At 33.4% G+C, this 25,999-nt stretch carries 23 protein-coding genes; 19 read left to right on the top strand and 4 right to left on the bottom strand.

The features are described 5' to 3' along the window. Positions 1–11: 11 nt before the first annotated feature. Together fbaA and accD are read left to right on the top strand one after the other, a co-directional pair. A complete protein-coding gene (gene fbaA, locus APS56_RS14320) occupies positions 12–1,079 on the top strand; it encodes a class II fructose-bisphosphate aldolase (RefSeq protein WP_054729755.1) in 1,068 nt (355 codons plus the stop codon). A 276-nt stretch (positions 1,080–1,355) separates the two neighbouring features. Next, positions 1,356–2,213: an acetyl-CoA carboxylase, carboxyltransferase subunit beta gene (gene accD / locus APS56_RS14315; RefSeq protein WP_054729752.1), complete on the top strand. Its 858-nt coding sequence runs from the start codon at positions 1,356–1,358 to the stop codon at positions 2,211–2,213. Positions 2,214–2,294: 81 nt separating this feature from the next. Here the strand turns inward: accD and APS56_RS14310 are convergent, their stop codons facing one another. Then, positions 2,295–3,404 (bottom strand): sensor histidine kinase, encoded by a 1,110-nt coding sequence (locus APS56_RS14310; RefSeq protein ID WP_054729750.1) that lies wholly within the window; start codon positions 3,402–3,404, stop codon positions 2,295–2,297. A 179-nt stretch (positions 3,405–3,583) separates the two neighbouring features. On the opposite strand from APS56_RS14310, the gene rpsO reads away from it, so the two are divergent. The 4 genes from rpsO to APS56_RS14290 all read left to right on the top strand — a co-directional run bounded on the left by rpsO (position 3,584) and on the right by APS56_RS14290 (position 8,007). Continuing rightward, a complete protein-coding gene (rpsO, locus tag APS56_RS14305) occupies positions 3,584–3,853 on the top strand; it encodes a 30S ribosomal protein S15 (RefSeq protein ID WP_054729747.1) in 270 nt (89 codons plus the stop codon). Positions 3,854–4,010: 157 nt separating this feature from the next. Further along, on the top strand, positions 4,011–6,269 hold the full coding sequence (locus tag APS56_RS14300; RefSeq protein ID WP_054729743.1) for a polyribonucleotide nucleotidyltransferase: 2,259 nt from the start codon (positions 4,011–4,013) through the stop codon (positions 6,267–6,269). A gap of 416 nt (positions 6,270–6,685) precedes the next feature. Further along, the gene (locus tag APS56_RS14295; RefSeq protein WP_054729740.1) at positions 6,686–7,060 is read left to right on the top strand and encodes a hypothetical protein; all 375 of its coding nucleotides are present in this window, start codon (positions 6,686–6,688) and stop codon (positions 7,058–7,060) included. Positions 7,061–7,143: 83 nt separating this feature from the next. Beyond that, positions 7,144–8,007 carry a sigma-70 family RNA polymerase sigma factor gene (locus APS56_RS14290; protein ID WP_042497104.1) on the top strand — a complete coding sequence of 288 codons (864 nt, stop codon included), beginning with the start codon at positions 7,144–7,146 and terminating at the stop codon, positions 8,005–8,007. Positions 8,008–8,273: 266 nt separating this feature from the next. Here the strand turns inward: APS56_RS14290 and APS56_RS14285 are convergent, their stop codons facing one another. Next, complete coding sequence (locus APS56_RS14285) at positions 8,274–8,819, bottom strand: inorganic diphosphatase (RefSeq protein ID WP_054729737.1); 546 nt, start codon at positions 8,817–8,819, stop codon at positions 8,274–8,276. A gap of 246 nt (positions 8,820–9,065) precedes the next feature. Between APS56_RS14285 and kynU the strand changes: the two genes are divergently transcribed. The 5 genes from kynU (at position 9,066) to APS56_RS14260 (ending at position 13,848) form a co-directional block, all read left to right on the top strand. Continuing rightward, a complete protein-coding gene (gene kynU, locus APS56_RS14280) occupies positions 9,066–10,337 on the top strand; it encodes a kynureninase (protein WP_054729734.1) in 1,272 nt (423 codons plus the stop codon). Beyond that, positions 10,330–11,742, top strand: a complete 1,413-nt coding sequence (locus APS56_RS14275; RefSeq protein ID WP_054729731.1) for an FAD-dependent oxidoreductase — start codon at positions 10,330–10,332, stop codon at positions 11,740–11,742. Before kynU ends, APS56_RS14275 begins: the two co-directional genes overlap by 8 nt. Positions 11,743–11,760: 18 nt before the next feature. Further along, the gene (locus APS56_RS14270) at positions 11,761–12,543 is read left to right on the top strand and encodes an SDR family oxidoreductase (RefSeq protein WP_054729730.1); all 783 of its coding nucleotides are present in this window, start codon (positions 11,761–11,763) and stop codon (positions 12,541–12,543) included. A 123-nt stretch (positions 12,544–12,666) separates the two neighbouring features. Then, positions 12,667–13,200, top strand: coding sequence for a 3-hydroxyanthranilate 3,4-dioxygenase (locus tag APS56_RS14265; protein ID WP_054729726.1), 534 nt, complete (start codon positions 12,667–12,669; stop codon positions 13,198–13,200). A gap of 3 nt (positions 13,201–13,203) precedes the next feature. Continuing rightward, positions 13,204–13,848, top strand: coding sequence for an O-methyltransferase (locus APS56_RS14260; RefSeq protein WP_054729724.1), 645 nt, complete (start codon positions 13,204–13,206; stop codon positions 13,846–13,848). Between the two features lie 46 nt (positions 13,849–13,894). Here the strand turns inward: APS56_RS14260 and APS56_RS14255 are convergent, their stop codons facing one another. Beyond that, positions 13,895–14,182: a Sec-independent protein translocase subunit TatA/TatB gene (locus tag APS56_RS14255; protein ID WP_054729721.1), complete on the bottom strand. Its 288-nt coding sequence runs from the start codon at positions 14,180–14,182 to the stop codon at positions 13,895–13,897. A 91-nt stretch (positions 14,183–14,273) separates the two neighbouring features. Beyond that, positions 14,274–16,223 (bottom strand): DNA topoisomerase (ATP-hydrolyzing) subunit B, encoded by a 1,950-nt coding sequence (gyrB, locus tag APS56_RS14250; RefSeq protein ID WP_054729718.1) that lies wholly within the window; start codon positions 16,221–16,223, stop codon positions 14,274–14,276. A gap of 471 nt (positions 16,224–16,694) precedes the next feature. Between gyrB and APS56_RS14245 the strand changes: the two genes are divergently transcribed. The 8 genes from APS56_RS14245 (at position 16,695) to APS56_RS14210 (ending at position 25,993) form a co-directional block, all read left to right on the top strand. Continuing rightward, positions 16,695–17,963, top strand: a complete 1,269-nt coding sequence (locus APS56_RS14245) for a hypothetical protein (protein ID WP_054729715.1) — start codon at positions 16,695–16,697, stop codon at positions 17,961–17,963. Between the two features lie 144 nt (positions 17,964–18,107). Then, entirely contained in the window at positions 18,108–18,377 is a 270-nt protein-coding gene (locus tag APS56_RS14240; RefSeq protein WP_054729712.1) for an Asp-tRNA(Asn)/Glu-tRNA(Gln) amidotransferase subunit GatC, read from the top strand. 2 nt (positions 18,378–18,379) lie between these two features. Further along, entirely contained in the window at positions 18,380–19,780 is a 1,401-nt protein-coding gene (locus APS56_RS14235) for an amidase family protein (protein WP_054729708.1), read from the top strand. Continuing rightward, positions 19,780–23,127: a bifunctional amidotransferase subunit GatB/aspartate--tRNA ligase AspS gene (gene gatB/aspS / locus APS56_RS14230; protein WP_054729705.1), complete on the top strand. Its 3,348-nt coding sequence runs from the start codon at positions 19,780–19,782 to the stop codon at positions 23,125–23,127. The genes APS56_RS14235 and gatB/aspS overlap by 1 nt, the downstream gene beginning before the upstream one ends. Before the next feature lie 224 nt (positions 23,128–23,351). Then, the gene (locus tag APS56_RS14225) at positions 23,352–23,813 is read left to right on the top strand and encodes a hypothetical protein (RefSeq protein ID WP_054729702.1); all 462 of its coding nucleotides are present in this window, start codon (positions 23,352–23,354) and stop codon (positions 23,811–23,813) included. A gap of 168 nt (positions 23,814–23,981) precedes the next feature. Then, positions 23,982–24,854 (top strand): hypothetical protein, encoded by an 873-nt coding sequence (locus tag APS56_RS14220; protein ID WP_054729700.1) that lies wholly within the window; start codon positions 23,982–23,984, stop codon positions 24,852–24,854. A gap of 190 nt (positions 24,855–25,044) precedes the next feature. Next, a complete protein-coding gene (locus tag APS56_RS14215) occupies positions 25,045–25,581 on the top strand; it encodes a hypothetical protein (RefSeq protein ID WP_054729698.1) in 537 nt (178 codons plus the stop codon). A 46-nt stretch (positions 25,582–25,627) separates the two neighbouring features. Then, a complete protein-coding gene (locus APS56_RS14210; protein ID WP_054729695.1) occupies positions 25,628–25,993 on the top strand; it encodes a DUF2200 domain-containing protein in 366 nt (121 codons plus the stop codon). Positions 25,994–25,999 lie beyond the last annotated feature (6 nt).

Raw genomic sequence — 25,999 nt, 5'->3', positions numbered from 1 at the left:
ATTATAAAAAAATGGGACATAATATAAAACCAGGCGTAGCTACAGGTAAAGAAGTTCAAGCTATTTTTAACCATGCAAAAGCTAACAACTATGCGCTTCCTGCCGTTAACGTTATAGGTTCAGATACAATAAATGGTGTTTTAGAAACAGCAAGAGACTTAAATGCGCCTGTTATTATTCAATTTTCTAATGGGGGTGCACAATTTAATGCAGGCAAAGGCTTAAGTAACGACGGTCAAAAAGCAGCCATTGCAGGAGCTGTTGCAGGAGCAAAACACGTACACACTTTAGCTGAAGCCTATGGTGTTCCTGTTATTTTACATACTGACCACTGTGCTAAAAAACTATTACCTTGGATTGATGGTTTATTAGACGCAAGTGAAGTACATTTTAAAGAAACTGGAAAATCACTTTTCAGTTCGCATATGATTGACCTTTCTGAGGAACCAATTGAAGAAAACATTGAAATATGCAAAACTTACTTAGAAAGAATGTCTAAAATGGGCATGACTTTAGAAATTGAATTAGGTATTACAGGTGGTGAAGAAGATGGTGTTGACAATAGTGATGTAGACGATTCTAAACTATACACCCAACCAGAAGAAGTAGCTTACGCTTATGAAGAATTAAGTAAAGTTAGTGACCAATTTACTATTGCTGCAGCTTTTGGAAATGTACACGGTGTTTATAAACCTGGAAATGTAAAATTAACTCCAAAAATCTTAAAAAATTCTCAAGAATATATTTCTAAAAAATATGGTGTAGAACACAATCATATCGACTTTGTATTTCATGGTGGCTCAGGTTCAACTGTTGAAGAAATTAGAGAAGGTATTAGCTACGGCGTCATTAAAATGAATATTGATACCGATTTACAATATGCATTTATGGAAGGCATCCGCAACTATATGGATGATAAATCTGAGTACTTAAAAGCTCAAATAGGAAACCCAGAAGGTGACGATGTCCCTAACAAAAAATATTACGACCCAAGAGTTTGGTTACGCGAAGGTGAAAAAACTTTTGTTGCGCGTTTAAAGAAAGCTTTTGAAGACTTAAATAATGTAAACACCTTATAACTTTTAGGTGATTTTACTACAATCATACTAAAAAGACTCTACAAATATGTAGGGTCTTTTTTTATTATTTAATTAAAAAACAACACATTACACTACAACAATCAATAAAATATTGATGGCGTTACTACAAAATTAAAAAAAGGTTTAATTTTGTACTCAGGCTTTTGGTAATAGCTTTCCAATAAAAATTGGCAGAGCATTCAACAAATGTCTCAATCCTTAACGCAAAAAACGATATAAAATCTAATTAGCGTTAATCTAAAATCATAATTCATTATGTCTTGGTTTAAAAGAAAAACAAAAGGAATAACAACTACTACAGAAGAGAAAAAAGACACTCCTAAAGGGCTTTGGTATAAATCTCCAACTGGCAAAATTGTAGATGCTGAAGAATTAGAAAAAAACTTTTATGTAAGCCCTGAAGATGGTTACCATGTTCGTATTGGCAGTAAAGAATACTTCGAAATTCTTTTTGATGACAATAAATTTAAAGAATTAGATGCCAACTTAGAATCTAAAGATCCTTTAAAGTTCATAGATACAAAAAAATACCCTGATCGCTTAAAAGCAGCCCAAGCTAAAACCAATTTAAAAGATGCTGTTAGAACAGCGGTTGGAAAATCAAAAGGCAAAGATATGGTAGTTGCCTGTATGGATTTTGCCTTTATTGGTGGTTCTATGGGGAGCGTTGTAGGTGAAAAAATTGCACGCGCAGCAGATTATGCCTTAGAGAAAAAAATTCCTTTAATGGTTATTTCAAAATCTGGTGGGGCACGAATGATGGAAGCCGCATTATCTTTAATGCAATTGGCAAAAACATCTGTAAAATTAGCACAATTAGCAGATGCTGGCATACCTTATATTTCATTATGTACAGACCCAACAACTGGAGGAACAACAGCTTCTTTTGCAATGTTAGGAGACATTAATATAAGTGAACCAGGCGCTTTAATTGGTTTTGCTGGTCCACGAATTGTAAGAGACACAACGGGAAAAGAATTACCTGAAGGTTTTCAAACTGCAGAGTTTTTATTAGAACACGGTTTTTTAGATTTCATTACATTACGTAAAGATCTTAAAAATAAAGTTAATCAATATATTGATTTAATATTAAATCAACCCTTAAGAGTTTAAATTAAAATTTCGTGTTACTCAAAAAAAAGACTTGTTTGTAACTGAACAGGTCTTTCTTTTTTTTAGCAATTAGATGTCCTTTTATGCACACTTAAAATAAATTGAAAACTCACTTCCAACATCCACCTTACTACTTACTTCTACTTTACCACCTAAAGATTCAATCTGGTTTTTGGTAATAAACAAACCAATTCCTATAGCGTCTTTGTTATAGTGAAACGTTTTATACATTTGAAAGAGTTTATCTCCATATTTTTCCATATCGATGCCCATCCCATTGTCTACAATTTTAAAAACTACATAACCATTGTCAATGGTTGCTGTTAATCTAATCTTTGGCAATCTTTTTTCTGATCGGTATTTTATTGCATTGGTTAAAAAATTTAAAATAATACTATCTAAATAAGCGGGTATGGCTTTAATACACAAATCTTCATCTATATAATTAACAATTGTAGTGTTTGTGTTTTTAGCAATAGCAGTAATGTTATAAATTGCTTTCTCTACATAATCATATAAATTCAACACCTGAATTTTATTTTTATCTACCTCTTTAATTTTTGCTATTTCAGTTAAATGAGATACCGTTTCCTCTAAATTTTCAATAGCTTTTTTCAACAAATCAAAATTTTCATTTTCTTTTAACAAAGTATAGTCATCCTCTAAAAAACTAATAAGTGTTGACAAATTTCCAGAATGCGAACGTAAATTATGAGTTATTATACTTGCAAAAGCACTCAATCTTTCATTTTGCTCTCTAACCACATTCAACATTAATTTAAGTTTATCCTGATTTCTCTTCCTTCCTGTAATATCTGAAAATTGCCAAATCATATAATTCGGCTCACCCTTCTTATTACAAATAAGCGAAACAGATATCAACACCCAAATAATAGTTCCATCTTTATGAAAATAACGTTGCTGCACACGATATCTATTAATTTTTCCATGCATTAATCTATCATATTTTCTTTCATGAGCACCTAAGTCATCTCTGAAAATAATATTTTCAATATTCATATTAAATAATTCATGTCTAGAATAGCCAAACAAATCACAGATGCTATCATTAACTTTTATCCAATCACCATCTAAAGTTAAAATAGCAATACCATTATATGTATTATTAAAAATCTTCTCAAAGGAATCATAAGTGTCTGGAAAATTATTTTGAGGAAAGAGTGTTTTCATAGGTTTAATTTACAAGTTATTCGTTTTTTGAGGGTTACAAAAAACATATGAAAAAATTTTCGCTATTAAAACATTAGTAAAAGTTACAAAAAAAAGCATAAAAAAACAAAAAAATGTTATATTTGCGGCTCGAAAGAAAGGCTTTCGTGTACATAACAATCATTTACAATAATATTAGAATGTATTTATCAAAAGAAGCAAAGGAAGAAATGTTTGCTAAGCACGGTAAAGGAAAAACCGATACCGGTTCTGCAGAAGGACAAATTGCATTATTTACGCAAAGAATTAATCACTTAACTGAACACTTAAAGAAAAATCGTAAAGATTATAATACTGAGCGTTCGTTAGTAAAATTAGTTGGTAAAAGAAGAGCTTTATTAGATTACTTAACTAAGAAAGATATCTTAAGATATCGTGCCATAGTAAAAGAATTAGGATTAAGAAAATAAAAAAAGAGGCTTAATAGCCTCTTTTTTGTTATAAATATAACTCTGCGCAGAGTATAAAATCGCATTGAAGAAGCTAATTACAGTTTTTCATTGGTCGCAAACAACAACTACACACAACAACACAACGACCATTGTTTAATTTAGAATTAAAAAATTTATGATTCCAAAAGTTTTTAGAGAGGTTATAGACCTTGGTGACGGTAGAGAAATTTCTATTGAAACTGGAAAATTAGCAAAACAGGCACATGGCTCTGTTGTTGTACAATCTGGAAAATGTATGCTTTTGTGTACAGTTGTTTCCAATTACAAACAAGCAGATGTTGATTTTTTACCTTTAACGGTAGATTATAGGGAAAAATTTGCCGCAGCGGGTCGGTATCCAGGTGGCTTTTTTAAAAGAGAAGCTAGACCAAGTGATGGTGAAGTTTTAACGATGCGCTTGGTAGATCGTGTATTGCGCCCATTATTCCCAAAAGATTATCACGCTGAAACTCAAGTGATGATTCAGTTAATGTCTCATGATGATGATGTAATGCCAGATGCTATGGCAGGCTTAGCAGCTTCGGCAGCTATTCAATTATCAGATTTCCCTTTTGAATGCCCAATTTCTGAAGCTAGAGTTGGTCGTGTAAATGGCGAATTTATTATCAATCCAACACGTTCACAATTAGAAAAATCAGACATTGATATGATGATTGGTGCCTCTGCTGATTCTGTTATGATGGTAGAAGGTGAAATGAATGAAATTTCTGAAGAAGAAATGACTGAGGCTATTAAATTTGCTCACGAAGCCATTAAAGTACAATGTGCTGCGCAAATAAAATTAGCGGAAGCTTTCGGTAAAAAAGAAGTCCGTGAGTATGAGCCAGAAAGAGAAGATGAAGAATTAGCAAAGAAAATTCATGATATGGCATACGATAAAGTATATGCTGTAGCAAGAGCCGCTTCTGCTAAACATGAACGTAGTGCTGCATTTGAAGCTATTAAAGAAGAGATAATAGCTTCTTTTTCTGAAGAAGAATTAGCTGACTATGGAGGTATGGTTTCCAAATATTTCTACAAAGCAGAAAAAGCAGCTGTTAGAGATTTAACATTAAATGAAGGCTTGCGTTTAGACGGCCGTAAGACTAATGAAATTAGACCCATTTGGTGTGAGGTTGATTACCTACCATCAACACATGGTTCTTCAATATTTACAAGAGGAGAAACACAAGCTTTAGCCACAGTAACTTTAGGAACAAGTAGAGAAGCTAACCAAATAGATATGCCATCTTACGAAGGAGAAGAGCGTTTCTATTTGCATTATAACTTCCCTCCTTTCTCAACGGGTGAGGCCAGACCAATTCGTGGAACCTCTCGTCGTGAGGTAGGACATGGTAACTTAGCTCAACGTGCCCTAAAAGGTATGGTGCCAGATGATTGTCCTTATACAGTACGTGTGGTTTCAGAAATATTAGAATCTAACGGTTCGTCATCTATGGCAACAGTTTGTGCTGGTACAATGGCGATGATGGATGCTGGTGTTCAACTTAAAAAACCTGTTTCTGGTATTGCTATGGGATTAATCTCTGATGCAGATTCTGGAAAATATGCTGTATTATCTGATATTTTAGGTGATGAAGATCATTTAGGTGACATGGATTTTAAAGTAACTGGTACTGCAGATGGTATTACAGCTTGCCAAATGGATATTAAAGTAAAAGGATTGTCTTATGAAATTCTTGTAAATGCTTTAAAACAAGCACGTGATGGTCGTCTACATATTTTAGAAAAATTAACTGACACCATTGCTACACCAAATGCAGATGTTAAAGAACACTCCCCTAAAATGGTAACTCGTAGAATTCCTAATGAATTTATTGGAGCCCTAATAGGACCTGGTGGAAAAGTAATTCAAGAAATGCAGAAAGAAACTGGCACAACAATCGTTATTAACGAAGATCCAGAAACTGAAGAAGGTATTGTTGAAATATTAGGCGTAGGAAATGAAGGTATTAATACCGTGTTAGCTAAAATAGACTCCTTATTATTCAAACCAACTGTAGGAAACACTTACCAAGTAAAAGTTATTAAAATGCTTGATTTTGGTGCTGTGGTTGAGTATATAGATGCTCCAGGAAACGAAGTATTATTACACGTAAGTGAATTAGCTTGGGAACGTACAGAAAATGTTTCTGATGTTGTTAATATGGGAGATGTTTTTGAAGTAAAATACTTTGGCGTTGACCCTAAAACACGCAAAGAGAAAGTATCTAGAAAAGCGTTATTAGATAAACCAGAAGGTTATGTAGCAAGACCACCAAGAGACAGTTCTAGAGATAATCGTGGTGGACGAGACAACAGAGGTAGAGATAATCGTGGACGTGATAACCGCAGAGACGATAGAAAACCAAGAGAAAATAAAAAAGAAGAATAGTTTTCTTCCAAAAACTCAAAATATTAAAGCCTGTTTCAAAAATTTGAAATAGGCTTTTTTTATATTTTAAAACAAAAACTCAAAACGCTAAAAGATTTACTAAACCGTTTATTTAATTGGTATAATAAAAAAATTATCTCTACAATCTATAAACAATATAACTTTAAAGACTCCAAAATGAGAAAGAAAACGCTAAAATAGCAGCTTCTTTAAAAGAATATAATAACTAATAAACACATTTATGTAAACCTTAGTTTAAATCTAAAAACTTAAACAATTAATTACACACAAATCAGCTAACAAAACAAATGATAAAACTAAAATTCATTTTAATTATTTAAGTTGAATAAAGTAAAACAAACGTTAAATGCTGTTAAAAATTTGCTTTTTTGCTTATTTTCAGTATATTAACCGTTATGATTTATCAAGACAAAGAAAAATATTCAGACATTTTAGAAAATTCTATCAACTATTTAGAAAACCGCGGTTTTGAAAACATTAAAGCCGATGCCGTAGGTTATGACACTCCAAAATCTTATTCAAAAGTAGGTAGCAATATTAATATCACCCCAGATATTGTTGCGGAAAAAGAAGGTAGAAAGCATTATTTTGATTTAAGTTTAAAATCAGAGATGCCAAAGCTACTCAAATCTAAATGGTTATTTTTAAATACATTAAGTGCTTTAAAATCACATAGATTTAGGATCATTACTACCCGTGGCCATTTTCAATTTACCAATAGTATGTTGGAGGACATTAACTTAACCAATAAAAGTTTAATAAAAATCTAATTTTTTTGTAACATTTATTAGAGTTCTTACGTATAACTATATGAGTAACATTATTCACTATTAAATTTACAGGAGAACTTTAGATGAGACAACTTAAAATTACGAAGCAGGTTACCAATAGAGAAACCGCATCGTTAGACAAATATCTGCAAGAAATTGGAAAAGTTGACTTAATTACCGCAGACGAAGAAGTAGAATTGGCACAACGCATTAAAGCTGGAGATCAAGTAGCTTTAGAAAAATTAACGAAGGCCAATTTACGTTTCGTGGTATCGGTAGCTAAGCAATATCAAAACCAAGGCTTAACATTACCAGATTTAATTAATGAAGGTAATTTAGGTTTGATTAAAGCTGCACAACGTTTTGATGAAACACGTGGTTTTAAATTTATATCCTATGCCGTTTGGTGGATTCGCCAATCCATTCTTCAAGCTTTGGCAGAACAATCGCGTATTGTGCGTTTACCGTTAAATAAAATTGGTTCTATTAACAAGATTAATAAAACGTTTGCTTTCTTAGAGCAAAGTCATGAACGTCCACCTTCAGCCGAAGAAATAGCCAAGGAATTAGATATGACTATTAATGATGTTAAGGAGTCTATGAAAAATTCTGGGCGCCACGTTAGTATGGATGCTCCTTTAGTTGAAGGAGAAGATTCTAACTTATACGACGTACTTAATAGTGGAGAATCACCAAATCCAGATAGAGAGTTACTACATGAGTCTCTACGTACGGAAATTGAACGTGCTTTAGAAACACTTACACCTCGTGAAGCCGATGTAATCCGTTTGTATTTTGGTTTAGGAAACCAACACCCGATGACTTTAGAAGAAATTGGAGAAACGTTTGATTTGACCCGAGAGCGTGTTCGTCAAATTAAAGAAAAAGCAATCAGACGATTAAAACACACATCTAGAAGTAAAATACTAAAAACATATTTAGGATAGTTTTAACTGTACTCAGTTAACCCATGTTTCACGCTTTTTTGTTGAACTAATTGTTATTTTGAGTTCGTTTTACGACTAAATTAAAGTAACAAACAGTTACAAATAACTGTTCGTTTTTTGATTGATGAAAGAACCCCGGCTGATTACCGGGGTTCATTTTTTTATTTCATTAAAAAAAGAAAGCCTTGATTTTATAAAATCAAGGCTTTCTTTACATTATAATCCTACTTTTTAAAAAGTAGTAAAACAAGTAAATCTATATACTATTAAATAGTAAAAGTACGGTTTTTCTTATGATCACTTTCATCATAACGTTTAACACATTCGTGATAAATTTTAACTGCAGCTTCTGCATTTCCCCAACCACCTGTATCTACTTTTTTCTTTTCTAAATCTTTATATACTTGAAAAAAGTGTTCAATTTCTTTTAATCTATGTGGGTTTAAATCAGCAATATCATCTTTATTACTCCAAATTGGGTCTGATACTGGAACACAAATAATCTTTTCATCAGGGCCTTTTTCATCCGTCATATAAAAAACGCCAATTGGTCTTACTTCCATAACAACCATAGGATATGTTGGTTGGTGCCCTAATACTAATACATCTAATGGATCTTGATCTAAAGCTAAGGTTTCTGGAATAAATCCATAATCACCTGGGTACATCATGGATGAAAACAACATACGGTCAAATCGAATTTTATTCAACACAAAATCATATTCATATTTATTCCTACTTCCTTTTGGTATTTCTATTAAAACATCAAATGTTATTCTTTCTTTAGCTTGCGTATTTTCTTTAGCACTCATAGCTTTTCTTTAAACTTGTTATTATTTTAGGCTTCTCAATATAGAGAAACTTAATTATTCTTATTAGTTAGTTTATTCTTTTAAAAGGCACAAAGATACTTAACCCGAAATCACTAACCAATAAAAAACTTCTTGTTTTCTTTACTTTGTAATTCTTTATACTGATTGGACATGACTTCAAACACAACAGAACTCATTTCTTAGTTTTTAATTCTTATTTTTGTTTAAACCCTAAAACCCACAACATTGTTAAACTATAATTTAGGTTTAGATTACGCCAAAGAACAAGACTCTATAGACCATCTTTCTAACTATAGAAATCAATTTCACATTCCTAAAGACAAATATGGGAAGGATGTTATTTACTTATGTGGAAACTCATTAGGATTACAGCCAAAACTCACAAAAACCTATATCAATCAAGAATTAGAAGACTGGAAAAACCTTGGGGTGGATGGGCATTTTGAAGCAAAAAATCCTTGGTTAGATTACAACAAGCTACTAATCAAAAACATGGCACATGTTGTAGGAGCCAAACCTATTGAAGTGGTGGTAATGAATACGCTTACAACCAACCTACATTTAATGATGGTATCATTTTACCAACCAACAAAATCACGTTATAAAATCCTTATAGAAAAAGATGCATTCCCTTCTGATAAATATGCTGTAGAATCACAATTACGTCATCATGGTTATGATGATAAAGAAAGCCTAATTCTTTGGGAACCCAGAAAAAACGAAGCTTTAAATCGTTATGAAGAATTAGAAGCCATTTTAAAAAATCAAGGTCATGAAATCGCTCTTATTATGATTGGGGCTATAAACTACTATACTGGACAATATTTTGATTTAAAACACATTACAACGCTTGCTCATCAATATGGTTGCAAGGTTGGTTTTGATTGTGCTCACGCCGCAGGAAATGTGCAATTAAACTTACATGATTCTGGTGTCGATTTTGCCGTCTGGTGTACCTATAAATATCTTAATGCTGGCCCAGGAAGTTTGGCTGGATGCTTTGTGCACGAACGTCATGCGTATAAAAAAGAATTAAATCGTTTTACTGGCTGGTGGAGTCATAATAAAGAAACCCGATTTAAAATGCGAGATAATTTTGATGTTATACCTGGAGCAGAAGGCTGGCAACTAAGCAATCCACCTATTTTATCTATGGCAGCCATAAAAGCTTCATTGGAATTATTTAATGAAGTTGGAATTGAAAAACTAACCGAAAAATCAAAAAGCCTCACGGGCTATTTTGAGTTTTTAGTTAATAAACTGAACAACAATGCCATTAAAATAATCACACCAAACAATCCAAACGAGCGTGGATGTCAATTATCCATTCAAGTTAAAAATGCTAACAAATCTTTACACAAAAAATTAACAGAAGCTAGCGTGGTATGCGATTGGAGAGAACCCGATGTCATACGATGCGCTCCAACCCCACTTTATAATTCCTTTACAGATGTGTATTTTATGGTTGAAAAGTTGAAAAAACTAATTAATGAATAAACAACAAAACATACTTATTATTGGTGCCGGGTTATGTGGTGCATTATTAGCACTTCGGTTAGGTCAACGTGGTTACAATATAACCCTTATTGAAATGCGTCCAGATTTACGAAAAGTGGATATTAGTGAAGGTCGTTCCATAAATTTAGCCATTTCAGACCGTGGTATTAAAGCCATGAAATTGGTGGGCATTCAAAACAAAGTAAAAAGCTTATGTATTCCTATGTTAGGGCGCATGATTCATGACACTGATGGCAACACATTTCTATCAAAATACAGCGGACGCGACCATGAATATATCAGTTCCGTTTCCAGACAAGACCTAACGGCTTTATTAATGAATGAAGCTGAAGCCTTGGAAAATGTGACTTTAATTTTCAATAAAAAATGTAAGCATGTTGATTTTGAAAACAAACAGGCTACTTTTATAGATTATGCTACCAAAGCCGTTTCTACCATTCAAGCCGATGTTATTTTTGGAACAGACGGTGCAGGCTCCTCATTAAGAAAAAGCTATTATTCCGAAAGGAAATTTCTATTTAACTTTTCGCAGAACTTTTTAAAATACGGCTATAAAGAATTAAGTATTTTACCTGCGGAAAATAACGCCTATAAAACAGAAAAAAATGCTTTACATATTTGGCCTCGAGGCGATTTTATGCTTATTGCACTACCAAATTTAGACGGCAGTTTTACCGTTACTTTATTTTTAAGTTACGACCAGGGCTCTTTTAATTTTTCAAATTTAACTACCCCAGAAATGGTTACTCGTTTTTTTGAAAAAGAGTTTCCTGATGCTTTAAAATTGATGCCTCATTTAATAGACGATTTTTTCAATAACCCCACATCGCCTTTGGGAACCATAAAATGCAGTCCATGGCATTATCAGGACCACACCCTTTTAATGGGTGATGCCGCACATGCCATTGCACCATTTTACGGACAAGGTATGAATGCATCGTTTGAAGATGTTGTTGTTTTAGATGCGCTTATAGAAAACCACAAAGGTAATTGGGAAACAATTTTTAAAACCTTTAGTAAAACCCGTAAAAAGGACACAGATGCCATTGCAGATCTGGCGATTGATAATTTTCTTGAAATGAAAGAGCATGTTTCCGACCCTATTTTTCAAGAAAAGCGCAAATTAGAAATTGCTTTAGAAAAAGAATTTCCAAATAAATATGCATCAAAATATGCTTTGGTAACCTTTAATGAAAACATCGGCTATCATGAAGCTATGACACAAGGTAGAGCACAAGATAAAGCTATTTTAAATCTGCTAAAACATAAATATATTAGTTTTGATGACGATTTAAAATCTGTTTTAAAAATTATAAAGCAAGACACAAAAAAAATCATTGACAAGGATAATTTGTTGAAAAACATTGAAGAAGAATCTATTTAAAACTTAACCAAACTAAAAATGAACTTAGAATTACATAACAAAAATGCCTTAGTTTGCGGCAGTACCTCAGGCATAGGAAAAGCAACTGCTATAGCCTTGGCAAAGGAAGGAGCAAACATAACTTTAGTTGCCAGAAATGAAACCAAATTAAAAGCAGTACTTAATGAGCTACCATCTCCTGAAAAGCACAGTTATATTGTCGCCGATTTTTCAAATCCAAGAGATTTACAAGAAAAGGTTATCAAGTTTATAGATAAAAATCATGGTTTTCATATTTTAATTAATAACACGGGGGGACCGCGAAGTGGCGAAATTTTAACTGCTACTTTGGAAGCTTTTGAAACCGCATTCACGCAGCACTTAAAATGCAATCATGTACTGGCACAAGCTACAGTACCTTTTATGAAATCTGAAGGTTATGGACGTATTATTAATATTATTTCGTCTTCAGTAAAGCAACCCATTGAAGGGCTTGGTGTTAGCAATACCATTAGAAATGCGGTGGGTAATTGGTCTAAAACCTTATCTATTGAAGTGGCTGCTTTTGGAGTTACGGTAAATAATGTGTTACCCGGATTTACGGATACTGAAAGACTGCATAACATTATTAAAATAAAAGCGACTCATTCAGAAACTTCTGCTGAGGAAATGGCTGAAATCATGAAAAATTACACCCCTATAAAACGCTTTGCCAAACCAGAAGAAACAGCTCATGCAATTCTATTTTTAGCGAGTAATTGTGCTTCTTATATTACGGGTATTAATTTGCCTGTGGATGGTGGATTGATAAAATCTTTGTAATTTTAAAGTTCAAATGACATTGTAATTGCGTGAGGGATTGCAGCGGCATCCTTTTTTGTCATTAAAAGCAAAAAAGATATAGCGGAAAGCCCGACCCTTGGGGCACGCCCAAAAACATAAACTATGAGCAAATTAGTTTCTCCTTTAAATTTTAAGGCTTGGATTGAAGAAAACAGGCATTTATTAAAACCTCCTGTAGGTAATAAAGTGGTTTGGAAAGACGGCGATTTTATTGTGATGGTTGTTGGTGGCCCCAATAACAGAAAGGACTATCATTACAACGAAACGCCTGAGTTTTTCTATCAAGTGGAAGGCGATATTGTTTTAAAAATTATTGATAAAGGCACGCCAAAAGATGTTCATATTAAGGAAGGTGATATTTATTTGTTACCGCCAAAAGTACCACATTCACCACAACGAGGTGCCAATACCGTTGGCTTGGTTATTGAATATAAACGCCCAGAAGGCATGCGAGATGCCCTGCTTTGGTTTTGCGAAAATTGCACTACTAAATTATATGAAGAAGATTTTAGCCTAAAAAATATTGAAAAAGATATGTCTAAAATTTTTGATAATTATTATAAAGACACCAAAAAACGTAGTTGCCCGAACTGTGGTCAAGTTATGCAACCGCCTCAAAAAGTTAAAATTAATTAAGTCATGCATTTTATACCCGAAGTATTAGACGATTACGTAGTTGCTCATTCTGAAAATGAACCCCAATTATTACAAAAATTAACACGCGAAACCTATCAAAAAATACTGCAACCACGTATGCTTAGTGGGCATTATCAAGGACGTATTTTGAGTATTATTTCTAAACTGGTAAACCCAAAAAACATATTGGAAATTGGCACGTATACAGGTTACTCTGCTTTGTGCTTAGCTGAAGGCATGCAACAAAATGGAGAATTGCACACTATTGATATTAATGAAGAATTGGTTGATTTTCAACGAAAGTATTTTGATATGTCTGATTATGGATCTCAAATTTTTCAACATTTAGGAAATGCTTTAGAGATTATTCCAAATTTGAATAAAACGTTTGATTTGATTTTTATTGACGCCGATAAAGAAAACTATTCTAATTACTTTAATGTAATTATTGACAAACTAAATCCGGGTGGTATTATTTTATCTGATAATGTATTGTGGAGTGGGAAGATATTAGATACTAAATTTAAAAAAGACGATACTTCCACGCCGGCTTTGATAGACTATAATGCGCTTTTAAAAAAAGACAAACGTGTGGAAACGGTTTTATTACCTATTCGAGATGGTTTAACAATTAGTAGAAAATTGTAAAACTCATTTTACGGTTAATATCCCCTTTTTTTTCAGAAAATAGAAATTAAGGTTTTCGTTTTACAGACCCTGAAAAATCTTCAACATCGTCTTTAATTTCAGCTATTTCTTTTTTAACATCATCAACAATACTGGTATCAATACCACTATTTTCAGCACTTTTTGTTATTTCATGCTTGATGTCATTCGTTGCATCTTTTAAAGTACGCATACCTTTTCCCAAACCTCTGGCTATTTCTGGCAACTTATCTGCTCCAAAAACCATAATAGCAATAAATAGTATAAAGGCTATTTCTGCTCCTGATATAAATAAAAATGTAGCTTGTTGTATCACTTTGCAAATATAGGAAGTTGTTTGATACAAAAATAAAAGCCGACTATAAAAAATCGGCTCTTAATTGTTAATATTTTATGGACGTTTTATCTTAGGCGTCAATATTTGCATAAATAGCATTTTTCTCGATAAAATCTCTACGTGGCGGCACCTCATCTCCCATTAACATTGAGAATATTCTGTCTGCTTCCGTACCATTATCTATTTGTACCAAACGCATGGTTCTGAATTCAGGATTCATCGTGGTATCCCAAAGTTGTTCCGCATTCATCTCACCAAGACCTTTATATCGTTGAATTTTCGAGCCATCACCAAACTCCGAAATAATTTGGTCACGCTCCTTGTCAGACCAAGCATATTGTTTTTTAGCACCTCTCTTTATTAAATACAAAGGTGGAGTTGCAATATAAATATGTCCATTTTCAATGAGTTCTTTCATATATCTAAAGAAGAACGTTAAAATTAAAGTCGCAATGTGACTACCGTCAATATCAGCATCACACATAATTACTACTTTATGGTAACGTAGTTTTGATAAATTCAAAGCCTTACTATCATCTTCGGTACCAATGGTTACCCCTAAAGCCGTAAAAATATTTTTAATCTCTTCGTTTTCAAAAACCTTATGAGTCATGGCTTTTTCAACATTTAAGATTTTACCACGTAGCGGAAGAATGGCTTGAAAGGCTCTATCTCGACCTTGTTTTGCGGTTCCACCTGCCGAATCTCCCTCAACAAGAAATACTTCACATTTTGCAGGGTCTTGTTCAGAACAATCAGATAATTTCCCTGGCAACCCTCCAATACTCATGACTGTTTTACGCTGAACCATATCGCGCGCTTTTTGAGCAGCATGACGAGCTTGTGCAGCTAAAATCACTTTCTGAACAATGGTTTTAGCATCGTCTGGGTGTTCTTCCAAATAGTCAGTCAACATTTCAGAAACCGCTTGACTTACTGATGCTGAAACTTCTCTATTTCCTAACTTTGTTTTGGTTTGTCCTTCAAATTGAGGCTCTTGAACTTTTACCGAAATAATAGCCGTTAAACCTTCACGGAAATCATCCCCAGCGATGTCAAATTTTAAATTTTTCAGCAAACCTGATTCATCAGCATACTTTTTAAGGGTATGTGTTAATCCACGTCTAAATCCTGACAAATGCGTTCCTCCTTCATGAGTATTAATATTGTTAACATACGAATGTAAGTTTTCAGCATACGAGGTGTTATAAATCATAGCAACCTCAACAGGTACCCCATTTTTTTCACCTTCAAAGGAAATCACATCTTTCATTAAAGGCTCACGAGTGGCATCTAAATATTGAATAAATTCAGACAAACCTTCTTCTGAATGAAATGTTTCACCTTCAAATTCACCATTCTCTTTTTTAGTTCTTCTATCAACCAAATGAACCGTAATACCTTTATTCAAATAAGCCAATTCACGCAATCTACTTGCAAGGGTATCATAACTATACTCTAAAGTTTGAGTAAAAATAGTGGCATCTGGCTTGAAAGTTACAATTGTACCTCTTTTTTCAGTTTCCCCTACTTTTTTAACAGGATACAAAGCTTTACCGCGCTCATATTCTTGCTCCCAAATTTCTCCATTTCTGTAAACGGTTGCTTTTAAATGATCAGACAATGCATTCACACAACTTACACCCACACCGTGTAATCCACCAGAAACCTTGTAAGAGTCTTTATCAAACTTACCTCCTGCTCCAATCTTTGTCATTACCACCTCAAGCGCTGAAACACCTTCTTTTTTGTGTAAATCTACAGGAATACCTCGACCATCATCTTCTGTAGTTATTGAGTTATCTTCATTAATGATTACCGTTATATTATTACAATGTCCTGCAAGAGCCTCATCAATAGAGTTGTCAACTACCTCATAAACCAAGTGGTGTAACCCACGAGTTCCTACATCTCCAATATACATGGATGGGCGCATACGCACGTGCTCCATCCCTTCTAAAGCTTGGATACTATCTGCCGAATAATTATGCTTATTAAATTCTTCTTTAGGTTCGCTCATTTTCTATATGTTAACTTAATTTATTATTAATTTGAAAACTTAGTGCTTTTAAAACGAAAAAATAGCGTTTTATCATCACAAAAAAAAGATGCCTCTTAGCATCCTTCTGAATACAAACAAATATACGAAATAATAGCCCCTTTAAAAAGCATTTTACAGACTCCTATATAAAATTATCAACATTTGTTAATTACTCAAAAGTAGCTTAAAACGCCTAAAAAGCAGCTTAAAACAAATGTTGTTTGTTTTTTTTAAACCCGTGAATTCCAAAAAACCAAAGATGGCTTAAAACGCACATTTGAGGGTTCTATGAATTTTCAATTACTATAAAAATAAAGCGCATTCAACAAAGCTATACACAAAAAAACACATACTTTTTAAAAAAGTATTTTACTCAAACATGATACATCTCATTTTTTTCACAACAAGTTACTAATACTTTTGTCTGAATATTTATCAAGTATTTTTAACATGAAAAAAAGAACAAAAATATTAGGAAAATGGATTTTCTTAGGGCTTTTAATTTTCCCATTATTTTTAATGAGTCAAGACAACAGAGACTTTAAACCCGAAATAAAATGGAATATGTTTGCCCAAATTTGGCTAAGATACTCTGATTTAAATGACGGTTCCTTAGTAAATGGGGAACCAACCTCTGAACTTTCTGACATCTCTATTAGACGGTTACGGATTCCTATATCATCACAGGTTACTCCTAAAATTTATATGTACAGCGTTTTGGGAGGAAACAATTACAACTATCAAAATAAAGAATTTAACATTGATATTTTAGATTTATATGTTGAATACACCTTTGGTAAATTTTTAGAAGTGGGATTTGGAAAATCTGGCTGGCTGGGCTTAAACCGATGGAATATACGTTCTAACACAAGCCTAATGGGATTAGATTCTCCTTTATTCACCTTAAATACCGTAGATAAAACAGACGATTTAGGAAGACTATTTGGTGGCTGGCTAAAAGGTCAAATAGGACACTTTGATTATAGATTATCATTTAAAAGATCGTTAGCTACTTCTACAGCTCCAAATGGGATGGTAGATTTTGCAAACAACAGACCACGTATTAGAACTTCTTCATATGTAAAATATCAATTTTTCGAGCATGAATCTAACAAGTCTGCTTATCAAGAAGGAACTTACTTGCAAACTAAAAAAGTATTTAACATTGGGGCTGGTTTTCAATATCAAGAAAAAGCTATGAGTGATGGTGATGCTTACGATGCGTCGACCCATTTTTATAATATGGAACATTGGGCTGTAGACTCATTTCTAAATTTACCTTTAAAAAATGATGATGCCATTACCGCTTATCTAGGCTATTACTATTATGGTTTTGGAAAGAATTACATCCGTAATATTGGCGCAGACAACCCAACAAGTGGTGGAGGTTCTGATTTTAACGGACATGGCATTGCTTTTCCAATGATTGGTACGGGCAACACGTGGTATACACAATTTGGATATGCTACAAAACAAACAAAGCTATTTAATCATCAGGTCATCATACAACCTAATTTTGCTATTCAACACTCAAAATGGGAAGCATTGTCTGACCATATGACTGTATATGATTTTACAGTAAATTTCTTAGTTAACGGCAAACAAAACAACAAAATTAGTTTAGGTTATCAACACAGACCTATTTTTGATGCCACAACTTTAAATCAAAAAGACTACAAAGGTATGGCAGTACTGCAATATCAAATTTTGCTAAAATAATACAGCTCCCTTTTTTATTTTATTCACTTTAACTGTTCATTTAAAGCTCTTTGGACACTTTTATTGATAAGACTTACCAACTACACAAAAACTTTCGTAATTTTGCAGGCTTAAAAGTTTGACTTATAAACTAAATAAAAAAAGATGAGTAAAATTATGACCGTGGACATTTTGTCCAGTATTAAAGGAGCACAACCCAGCGAGGCTGTGAACAAATTATTTGATGTGATTAAAAATGCACAGCCAACAAATAATAACTCTTTTAATAATAATCATAATAATTGCGTGTCTTTAGATAACTTAAGAGACGATGTAGTGATTGAAACTTCTGCAATAGAGAAGCAAATCATTATTGAAAACTTCCCGAAATCAAAAAATAATTATTTAGTAGTTTCTAAAGTTATAGAAGAATAATTATGGACTCTCAAATACATAAAATTCATCAACAATTGATGAATAAAGACATTACTTGTACTGCTTTAATTCAAGAAAAATTAGACTTATTAAAACCAAACACATACCATAGCGTTAATACTTTGCTTGATGATTTAGCATTGGAATTAGCAGCAAAAGTAGATGCTAAAATTACAAAAGGAGAAAGTATTGGTTTATTAGAAGGCATTCCTTTTGGAATTAAAGATGTATATATGGTTCAAGGCACGCCAACCACGGCGAGTTCTGATTTATTAAAAAATTACAAATCGGCATACACAGCCACAGCTATTCAGAAATTATTGGATGCAGGAGCCATTCCTTTAGTTAAAGAAAATTGCGATAGTTTCGGTCACGGTTCCTCTTCAGAAAACACCATATTTGGAGCTGTTAAAAATGCCATAAACCCTGACTTGGTGGCTGGTGGATCCAGTGGTGGTTCTGCTGTAAATGTTGCAAAAGAATACACCATATTTTCTATAGGTGGAGACACTGGAGGTTCCGTGCGTCAGCCAGCAGGCTATAACCACGTGTATGGTTTAAAACCTACTTACGGACGTATTTCACGTTACGGATTAATGGCCTATGCATCGTCAACAGACTGTGTAGGTCCAATTGCTAAATCTATTGAAGACATTCGTATCGTATTAAATGTAATGAGTGGCAAGGATGCTAAAGACCAAACAACATACGCATCTTCTGAAATTTCAAAAGCCAGCTTAAATACTTCAAACGGTATTAAAACCGTTGGCTACTTCAAAAATTTCATTGAAAACGATGCGATTGATCGTAAAATAAAAGAAGACTTTTTAGCCGCAATTGAAAAAATAAAAAGTAAAGGTATCGCTGTAAAAGAACTTAATTTCTTTGAATCTGAAACATTAGTTTCAACATACTACACCTTGGCAATGGCTGAAACGGCTTCCAACTTATCAAGATTAGATGGTACCAATTATGGCAACCGTATAGAGTCTGATAATTTAAAAGAAACCTATGCCGTTACGCGTTCTGAGAATTTTTCAGAAGAAACAAAACGCCGTATTGTGGGAGGAAACCAAGTGTTATCCCAAGGGTTTTCTGATGAAATCTATTTAAAAGGTTTGGCATTAAGAGATACTATTTCTGAGAATTTTAAAAACGATTTTGAAGAAGTAGATATTATCTTATCCCCTGTTACACCTAACACGCCTCCAAAAATTGGAGAAAGCTTAAAAAACCCACATGCCATGTATTTAAGTGATGCCTACACAGTAGGTTTTAGCTTAGGGCAATTACCAACCTTAACCATTCCTCAAGGCACTGAAACAGGATTACAAATTACAGCCGCAAAAAATAATGACGAACTCGTTTTGAAGTTTGCTAACTTCTTAAAAGACACGATATAATGGAACTGGATCAATTAAATGAGTTACTTAAAAAACATGAATTAGAATTGGTAATCGGACTGGAAACCCACGTACGACTAAACACCAAAACAAAATTATTCTGTTCATGTCCAAATCAAGAAATAGAAACTCCCAACCAAAACATCTGTTCGGTTTGTACAGGACAAATGGGTGTGTTGCCAGCAATTAATAAAGAAGCCATTAAAAAGGCTATCTACTTTGGAAAAGCTGTAAAGTCTACTTTTGGAAACGAAGTCATTTCTTGGGACAGAAAACATTACGAATATCCTGACAACCCAAAAAACATCCAGATTACACAGTTTCACAACCCTGTAATTCCTGATGGAGAAGTGTCTTGTTTCCGTAATGATGGCAGTCAATTTACAGTTAATTTAACCCAAGTACATATAGAAGAAGATGCTGCAAAATTAATGCACGAAAAGAAAATCTCACTGGTAGATTTTAATAAAGCAGGTGTACCATTAATTGAAATTGTAACAGAACCTTGTATTCGCCGTATTGAAGATGCATCAACCTATGCACAATACATTCAGCGTATTGTTCAAAATTTGAAAATATCTGAAGCCAACCTTGAAAAGGGGGAGTTTAAATCAGATGTATCCGTATCACTTCGCAAAAAACATAGCTACGCATTAAATCCGCGAACTGAAATAAAAAACTTAAACTCGTTTAAGTTTATGGTAGATGCTTTAAAGGAAGAAATTGAAAAACAACTTAACTATTATATAGAACACAAAGAATTTAGGCCAGACCAAACTACGGTGTTGTGGGATGCTGATTTAAAGCAAACCAAAACCATGCGTAAAAAGGAGTTTGAGGCCGATTATCGATTTATTTCAGAGCCAGACTTACCATTTGTTTCCATAAAAGATGTGGTGGAATCTATTGATGTTGATATAAGCACTCTTCCGTTTGCTGTAGAATCTATATTGATAAAAGGAGGCGTATTACCGCAAGATGCTAAATTCTTTACCGCAGATTCACTGCGTTCTGAAACTTTTGTAGCCATTAACAATGTTATTAAAGAGCCCTCATTTGTTGCTAAAACATTAACTAATAATATTAAACCCGAAGATTACACAAGCATTCAAAACATTTCAGATGTTATAGCCATTTTCAGTTTATTCAAAGACGAAAAAGTCACACCTGTTTTAGCTCAAAATGCTATCAAAGCCTTGTTAGCTGATTCAAAATTTGACTACAAAGCTTATTTTGAAGAGCATTCTATTTCAGAAGAAAAAATACAAAACGCTATTTTAAAAGTTATTTCTGAAAATGAAGCCGTTGCCAACGATATCAAAGCAGGGAATCAAGGTAAAGCAGGCATACTAGTAGGAAAAGTAATTGCCATTATTGGAAAAGGCGCATCAGGAAAAGTAATTCGTCATGGTATTTTGAATGCTTTAACTGGAAACGCAACATCTCCAGAGTCTAAAGCCAATGGTGAAACAGATGTTAGACCAAACGCCATGGAAACCCCATCAAAAACTAACAAAACTCCAGAGGAAACTCTACCACAAATTCCAATCGTTATTAAAGACGAATACAGAACCCACTTAATTTCTGATATTTCAGATGATAGTATTTCTGAAAACGTAACCTTTTCAGGATGGGTAGCAAGTGTAAGAGATCACGGCGAATTAATTTTTATTGATTTGCGCGATTCAAGCACTCAAGTATTCCAAGTGCGTTTAAGTAGAGAATCGTTCCCAAATTTAGACGAATTAGTACGTTTAAAACCAGAATCTGTTATAAGCGTTACAGGTACAATTGTTCAACGTAAAGAAGACGATTACAACGCAGCTTTAAGAACTGGAAAAATAGAATTGGAAGCAACCGAATTAGAAATATTAAACCTTTCTAAGACCCTTCCCTTCGAAATAAAAAGAGCGACAAAAACCAATGAAAACACTCGTTTTCAATATAAATATTTAGACCACCGTAATGATGATGTGCGCCGTGTTATTGTGAATCGCCACAAAGTCATCAAATTAATGCGTGACATTTTAGACCATGAAAATTTCTTAGAAATTGAAACGCCAATTTTAAGTGCTGGAACCGATGAAGGCGCACGCGAATTTATCGTGCCATCACGTAAACAATCTGGGGCATTTTACACCCTACCACAAGCTCCTCAGCAGTTTAAGCAAATGCTAATGGTATCAGGTTATGAAAAGTATTTTCAGTTGGCTCGTTGCTTTAGAGATGAAGATTCTCGTGGCGACCGTCAACCAGAATTTACACAGCTTGATATTGAAATGGCCTATGCCAGCATGCAGCAAATTATTGATTTGAACACTAAAATGTTCAACGAAATTGTTGAGAAAATATACGGCAATAAGTGGATTTTACGTCCGTTTGAAGTTATAACCTACCAAGACGCCATGTATTTTTATGGCTGTGACAGACCTGATTTACGTTTCGGTTTACAGCTGCAAGACATTACTGATATTGTAAAAGACACTACTTTTCAGGTATTTAGCAAACCTATTGAAGAAGGCGGTATAGTTAAATGTATTAAAGTATCCGCCGAAGAGCAAGGTCATAAGCGCTTATCAAAAGGACAAATTGAAAAATTAACCACACTTGCCCAACAACATGGCTTGGGCGGCTTGGCTTATATTATAGTAAATGAAAATGATTTGCAATCGCCAATTATTAAATTTTTAGGAGAAGAAATTGCTGCTGGCATCATTAAAACTACCGATGCACAAGTGGGTGATATTGTTTTCTTTTCGGCGGCAGATTATGCTACAGCCAATAAAGCCTTGGATGCAGTGCGTCAAGAATTAGGTGCCATGCTAAAACTTATTAACCCAAAGGAATTACGACCTGCTTGGGTGGTAGATTTCCCGATGTTTGAAAGAACAGATGATGGCCGTTGGACCTTTACCCACAATCCATTTTCCATGCCTGCTATTTATGATTTAGACAAACACATGAATGGTAAGGATGAAGAAATAGGAGATATTATAGCACAACAATACGATTTAATATTAAATGGTTATGAAATTGGAGGTGGTTCTGTACGTGCTCACAAACCTGAAATTCTAGAAGCTACTTACAAAAACATGGGGTACAACAAAGAAGACATGATGAAAAGTGTTGGCACTATGTACAAAGCTTTTCATTATGGTGCGCCACCACACGGTGGTATTGCTTGGGGTGTAGACCGTTTGATGATGATTTTAGAGAAAAAAGCATCCATTCGTGAAGTAATGGCATTCCCAAAAACAGGTACTAGTGACGATTTATTGTTTGGAGCTCCCTCCCTACTCTCTGATAAAAAAGTGGAGGAAATGAATGTGCGTATTATTAAAAAGTAAACTTTTTTAATGCTCTCATTTTTGAAATACCCCTAATACAAATCAAAATAAATTTAAAAATCCCGATAGGTTACTATCGGGATTTTTTGTAAGAAAAATTATTTATATTTACAGAGCAACAATTACTAAAAAATGATTCATATCTTCAGTTATTATATAGGATATGAATTGTATAAGTATTCATATAACTAAGTTACTTGCAATACCCACGAAACCCAAATTAGATGAAAAGATACCGTATTAACCAGATTGAATTTCCTGACTGGAAAATCAAATATGACGAAAAAAGAATGGGTTGGTATAACATTAATGGTGTCAGAACAACAGGAAATATTATCGGAATTGATGGCACTTCTTACGATGACGGAATCAAAAGAATATCAACGGACATTGTTAACTTCGAATTAGCACAAAGCCGAACAATTTCTTATTGGAATAAAGTTTTTTTAAACTTATTAGAATTAAACAAAATTCCATTCAGTTGCAATAAAACTTCTGAAAACTATGAAAAAGAGGTTTTTTCTTGGTCTATAGAGATTTTAGAATGTATCTATCTGAATTTTGACTCTAATGACTCTGAAATTCAGTTGATGCAAAACTCTGAATTGTTGTTTTCAAAAAAATGGAACGAGTTTGTCGGAAATGACTTTTATGATTTAATAATGAAAATAAACTTTAGGTTCTGACAAAAAAAGTACAGCAAGTAACAACGTATAAAAATAATGCGTAAGTTTATTCCTAAATCAAATGTTAGTGCTTGTTTGCTTGCATCTGATTTTCCTTCGGAAAATCCTCGCACTCAAACTACGCACTATTCTTATACGTAACCGTTATGCTACATTTAAATAAAAAATATGAGATATGGATGTTGGTTGATTGATAACATAAAGTTTTCAGGTAATGACTTTTCAAAAAAAGTTATGTTTGAAGACAAAGAGATAGATATACTAATTACCAATTTTCAAAATTCAAAAAATATTCAGGAACCTTTCAACGACTGGATTCATAATAAGATAATTAGACACGGAATGCTTAATATGGTAAATAGTCCTATGCCGTTAAATTCAATCTTTATCTTAACCTTGAATGGATATGAAAGTGAGAACTCTTACAACTTTACCAATCTATTTAAATTATGTCTAAAGCTTGTTTATTATCAACCTTCATTTGTTTCAGATACTGCAGAGTACATCCCCGAAGCTGTAATTACAATACCTAATTGGCAGGGATTTAGACAATCTCATACTATTTCGAAATTGGAAATTAATTCAAAAACATTTGATAAGGTTTTATACTATTTTCAAATCCTTAATAACCTTGAAATCCGACATAGTCACATTCTTGAAGAGATTTATAAAATCTCAGGTATTGATGATGTCTTGCTTGAACTTCTAAGTCTTTATTCATTTATTGAAGGCTTTTGGTGGAATAAAAAAGGTAAATCAAATCTAACTACAAGTTTTTTAGCAATGCTAGGACAAGATTATGCACCAGGGAAAGAAAATAAAGATAAACGAGAAATTATTAAATCAACTATACAAGCACAAAACGGCCTATTGAGAAATCCAAAGTTAGATGACATGAGACATATTTTAGCTCATGGTATGTACAAACACGAAGAAAGTTCTTGGAATAAAGACCAATGGAATGCTATTTATGAACAGAGAAACTTATTGTTTGAGTTGGTTATTGAGTCTATAATTAACAGAATTAAAAACGTAGCATAACACCGGCTAAAATTAATGCGGGGTGAATATTAAAAAGAGAAGTTTAAATTCATTTGTCCGCAAAAACAATTTGTCTTAGTTTTAAGTCAAATAAAAAACTAAACAAATGGTTTTTGCTAAATCTTAGTAGCTGATACATTATCATCCTAAATCCGCACTAATCTTAGCTAAACCCGTTGTGTACAATACGATGAAACGAATTATAAACATACTTTTGATTTTAATATCAACCTTGAGCTATTCACAAAATAACTCGGAATCTGATGTGTTTAAAAAAATCATTGATTACGAAATTGGAAAAGGTGGAAAAGGAATGTATGTCCAATGCGAAAAACCAAAAACCTTCTTCGACGCAAAAGATTTTAAAGTACAAACTGGACTTAATGTCCCTGAAAACATCCTAAACGAAATTGAGCTAAATGAATCACAAAGTAAAATTGGGAGTTGGAACTCGGAATTAATAAACGAATTGAATTACGGCGAAGATTTTATTAAAAGTAAAAAATGCTTGACTAAAAATGACGCTGAACAACTATTCAAAAAGACAAATAAAAGACAAAATATTATTTCGATAAGCGAACCTATTTTTGACAACAATTTCGAAAATTGTGTCGTTTCTGTATCCTATTTAAAGTTTACTGGAAGTGCCTATGGAAAAAAGTATTTTCTGAAGAAAGTTTATGGAATGTGGACAGTAATAGTGGAATATGAAATCTGGATGTCGTGAAAAAGTACTGTACACAACAAAGAACTGAGTTAAAAACCAACACAATATGAGTACTTCCCCAGAACACGATGCCCGCATGGCAAAACTAACGTTTGCTGAAGTATATCCTCACTACATCAACAAAGTTCAAAAAAAAGGTCGTACCAAGGCAGAGTTGCACCAAGTCATCACTTGGCTTACCAGTTTTAACGACCAAAAAATAAAATCACTCATTGACGATAAAGTAACTTTTGAAACTTTCTTTAATGAAGCAAACTTAAACCTCAACGCTCAGTTAATAACAGGTGTTATTTGCGGTTATAGAATTGAAGACATTAAAACCCCACTTACTCAACAAGTAAGATATTTAGACAAATTGGTAGACGAATTGGCTAAAGGCAGAACAATGGAAAAAATTTTACGGACTGCTTAAAACTGT

Origin of the sequence: Pseudalgibacter alginicilyticus, assembly GCF_001310225.1 — a bacterium.
GTDB classification, from domain to species: domain Bacteria; phylum Bacteroidota; class Bacteroidia; order Flavobacteriales; family Flavobacteriaceae; genus Pseudalgibacter; species Pseudalgibacter alginicilyticus.
Note: the sequence above shows the minus strand (reverse complement) of the source record. Positions and strands in the feature narration are given on the sequence as shown.

Excerpts from the sequence above, each read along its gene's own strand:
- gatB/aspS (WP_054729705.1), top strand. The coding sequence starts at position 19,780 with ATGGAACTGGATCAATTAAATGAGTTACTTAAAAAACATGAATTAGAA.
- APS56_RS14290 (WP_042497104.1), top strand. The coding sequence starts at position 7,144 with ATGAGACAACTTAAAATTACGAAGCAGGTTACCAATAGAGAAACCGCA.
- APS56_RS14245 (WP_054729715.1), top strand. The coding sequence starts at position 16,695 with ATGAAAAAAAGAACAAAAATATTAGGAAAATGGATTTTCTTAGGGCTT.
- APS56_RS14220 (WP_054729700.1), top strand. The coding sequence starts at position 23,982 with ATGAGATATGGATGTTGGTTGATTGATAACATAAAGTTTTCAGGTAAT.
- gyrB (WP_054729718.1), bottom strand. The coding sequence starts at position 16,223 with ATGAGCGAACCTAAAGAAGAATTTAATAAGCATAATTATTCGGCAGAT.
- APS56_RS14235 (WP_054729708.1), top strand. The coding sequence starts at position 18,380 with ATGGACTCTCAAATACATAAAATTCATCAACAATTGATGAATAAAGAC.
- APS56_RS14225 (WP_054729702.1), top strand. The coding sequence starts at position 23,352 with ATGAAAAGATACCGTATTAACCAGATTGAATTTCCTGACTGGAAAATC.
- rpsO (WP_054729747.1), top strand. The coding sequence starts at position 3,584 with ATGTATTTATCAAAAGAAGCAAAGGAAGAAATGTTTGCTAAGCACGGT.
- APS56_RS14310 (WP_054729750.1), bottom strand. The coding sequence starts at position 3,404 with ATGAAAACACTCTTTCCTCAAAATAATTTTCCAGACACTTATGATTCC.
- APS56_RS14210 (WP_054729695.1), top strand. The coding sequence starts at position 25,628 with ATGAGTACTTCCCCAGAACACGATGCCCGCATGGCAAAACTAACGTTT.
- APS56_RS14295 (WP_054729740.1), top strand. The coding sequence starts at position 6,686 with ATGATTTATCAAGACAAAGAAAAATATTCAGACATTTTAGAAAATTCT.
- APS56_RS14240 (WP_054729712.1), top strand. The coding sequence starts at position 18,108 with ATGAGTAAAATTATGACCGTGGACATTTTGTCCAGTATTAAAGGAGCA.
- APS56_RS14260 (WP_054729724.1), top strand. The coding sequence starts at position 13,204 with ATGCATTTTATACCCGAAGTATTAGACGATTACGTAGTTGCTCATTCT.
- APS56_RS14275 (WP_054729731.1), top strand. The coding sequence starts at position 10,330 with ATGAATAAACAACAAAACATACTTATTATTGGTGCCGGGTTATGTGGT.
- accD (WP_054729752.1), top strand. The coding sequence starts at position 1,356 with ATGTCTTGGTTTAAAAGAAAAACAAAAGGAATAACAACTACTACAGAA.
- APS56_RS14265 (WP_054729726.1), top strand. The coding sequence starts at position 12,667 with ATGAGCAAATTAGTTTCTCCTTTAAATTTTAAGGCTTGGATTGAAGAA.
- APS56_RS14215 (WP_054729698.1), top strand. The coding sequence starts at position 25,045 with ATGAAACGAATTATAAACATACTTTTGATTTTAATATCAACCTTGAGC.
- APS56_RS14300 (WP_054729743.1), top strand. The coding sequence starts at position 4,011 with ATGATTCCAAAAGTTTTTAGAGAGGTTATAGACCTTGGTGACGGTAGA.
- APS56_RS14270 (WP_054729730.1), top strand. The coding sequence starts at position 11,761 with ATGAACTTAGAATTACATAACAAAAATGCCTTAGTTTGCGGCAGTACC.
- APS56_RS14285 (WP_054729737.1), bottom strand. The coding sequence starts at position 8,819 with ATGAGTGCTAAAGAAAATACGCAAGCTAAAGAAAGAATAACATTTGAT.
- fbaA (WP_054729755.1), top strand. The coding sequence starts at position 12 with ATGGGACATAATATAAAACCAGGCGTAGCTACAGGTAAAGAAGTTCAA.